Source organism: Sphingomonas sp. GW821-FHT12D09, from assembly GCF_058807215.1.
In genome coordinates, this window is the sequence record NZ_JBXAQL010000007.1 from 1 (window position 1) to 2,079 (window position 2,079).

1 protein-coding gene is annotated in these 2,079 nt (G+C 71.7%); it reads left to right on the plus strand.

Annotated features, from left to right (window positions below):
• Window positions 1-2,079, plus strand: a 2,079-nt coding sequence (locus tag AC1RPL_RS21565; protein WP_493072431.1) for an autotransporter outer membrane beta-barrel domain-containing protein, incomplete at both ends; no start/stop codon positions are given.

Sequence of the window (2,079 nt, forward strand, 5' to 3'; positions counted from 1 at the left end):
CGGCGCGGTGGTGAACGCCAATCTCGGCAGCGGCACGCTGACCAACGCCAGCGGCACCTCGGTGCTGAACGGCATTTCGGCGGCCACCGCAGTCGCGGTCAATGGCGGCACGCTGAGCCTTGGCGCATCGAACCGCCTGGCGGACACGGCGACGGTTCTGGTGGCGTCGGGCGCGACGCTGAACCTGGGCGCGAACAGCGACACGGTCGGTGCGCTTGGCCTGAACGGCACGCTGGCGGGCACGGGCACGCTGACGGCCGCGCAGGTCCAGCTGAACGGCGCTACCGTGAACGCCAATCTCGGCACCGGCACGCTGGCGAACCTGGGCGGCACCTCGGTGCTGGGCGGCAGCTCGTCGGCGAGCACCGTGCTCGCCAGCGCCGGCACGCTGCGCCTCGGCGCTTCGGAGCGTCTCGCCAATACCGCGATCCTGGGGATCGACAGCGGCGCGACCTTCGACCTGGCGGGCTATACCGAGACCGTCGCGACCCTGGCGAACGGCACGAGCGGCGGCGGCACGCTGGCGCTGGGTGCCGGCAAGCTGGTCGTGACCGGCAATGCCGATGCGGGCTTCTCCGGCAACATCGCCGGCTCGGGCGTGTTCGAGAAGCAGGGCACCGGTCGTCTGACCCTGGCGGGCAACCTCGCCATGACCGGGCGGATCGACCTGACCGCGGGCACGCTCGTCTATGCGGCCGCGAGCCAGGGCAGCATGCGCCTCCAGGGCGGCACGCTGATCGGCGGCGGCAGCCTGGCGGGCAACCTCACCCTGGCTTCGGGCACGCTCGCGCCCGGCGGCCTCGGCACCGGCCTGCTCGGCACGACGATCAACCCGATCGGCAGCTTCACCGTCGGCAGCCTGAACGTCACCGGCGGCAGCCTGTTGTTCGACTTCGGCGGCACCAGCCTCAATTTCGCTGCGGACTCGATCCGAGTGACGGGGGCAGCGACGCTGTCGGGCGGCACGGTCTCGGTCAACGCGCTGACCGCGGCGGCGAGCGACTACCGCTTCAACCAGCTCTACACGATCGTCCAGGCGGGCAGCCTGACCGGCACCTTCGGCAACGGCGCGACCTTCAGCACCGTGACCAGCAACCCGAACCTGAAGTGGCGCCTGCGCTACGACCTGGTCGCCAACGCCGTCATCCTCCAGGTCCAGAAGAACATGGAGTTCACCGACGGCGTCTCGGCGGGGGACCGCAACACGCTGGCGGTCGCCAATGCGCTGGGCAATTCGACCACGGGCAACGCGTCGGACGATTGGGCGAACACGCTCAATGCGATCACGGCGCTCAGCACCGCCCAGCGCGTCGCGGCGTTCAAGAGCTTCAGCGGCGAGGCGCTGGCCGACCTCTCGACCACCACGATCGCGGCGAACAACCTGTTCACCGGGCTGCTGCGCCAGCGCGTCGGCGACGGCGCGGATGCGCTGGTCGGCGGCGGCTTCGGCGACACCAGCCTGGCCCAGGTCCGCGCGACCACGACGAGCGGCGCGACCTTCGCCAGCCGCCTCGCCAGCGCCGATGCGCCCGAAGCGCGCGGCAATGGCGGCGGGATCTGGGGCCAGGCCTATGGCGGCTACCAGCACCTGCTGGGCACCACCACCCAGGCCGGGCTGGAGACGACCACCGCGGGCATCGCCATGGGTGCCGAGGCGCGGATGGACGGCTTCACCGCCGGCGTGGCGGGCGGCATCGCCCAGATCGACGGCGATGTGAACAGCCGCAACTCGACGCTGAGTGGCAACCAGTATCAGCTGGGCGGCTATGCCAGCTACGACAGCGGCAGCGTCTTCGCCGCCGCATCGGGCAGCTGGTATTCGGGCGACTTCGACTCCAGGCGCACGCTGACCACCGGCGGCGCGGCGAGCCTGGCCACCGGCGACATCCACGCCGACGGCTATTCGTTCGGCGCCACCGCGGGCTTCCGCGCGGAGCTGGGCGGCGGGCTCAAGGCTGCGATCGTCGCCAGCGCCAGCCAGGTGCACGACAGCCGCGACGGCTTCACCGAGAACGCCGCCGGCGGCCTCGGCCTCCAGGTCGCCGCGGCCAGCCGCGACCTGTTCACCGCGACCGGCGA